A 392-nucleotide genomic window follows, 5' to 3' on the forward strand; every position below is an offset into this window, starting at 1 on the left:
GAATCGTCGCATGTGAGGCGCGTCTCGAAAGCCTTGACCAGATGCTTCCATGCCATGGCCGAGCACTCGATATGCCAGCCCGGCCGCCCCGGCGCGGCGATGCCGGCCGGTGAAGGCCAGGACGGATCCTGCGTCGAGGACGGCTTCCACAGCACGAAATCCATCGGCTCGCGCTTGTAGGGAGCAACGTCGACGCGGGCGCCGGCCATCAATTCGTCGAGCGAACGCTTGGAGAAGGCGCCGTATTTCGGAACGCCGCTCAACTTGCCCATGCCAGAGACGCTGAACAGCACGTGATCCTCGGCGACATAGGCCGCGCCGCGCGCGATCAGCCGCTCGATGATCATCTTCATCTCATCGATATGCTCGGTCGCTCGCGGTTCAACGAAGCG

At 63.8% G+C, this 392-nt stretch carries 1 pseudogene; it reads right to left on the minus strand.

Annotated features, from left to right (window positions below):
* Nucleotides 1-353: pseudogene (locus HUA78_RS45815) on the minus strand (hypothetical protein); the annotation flags it as partial.
* Between the last annotated feature and the right edge of the window lie 39 nt (nt 354-392).

Source organism: Myxococcus sp. CA033 (genome assembly GCF_013336625.1).
GTDB classification, from domain to species: Bacteria; Myxococcota; Myxococcia; order Myxococcales; family Myxococcaceae; genus Myxococcus; species Myxococcus llanfairpwllgwyngyllgogerychwyrndrobwllllantysiliogogogochensis.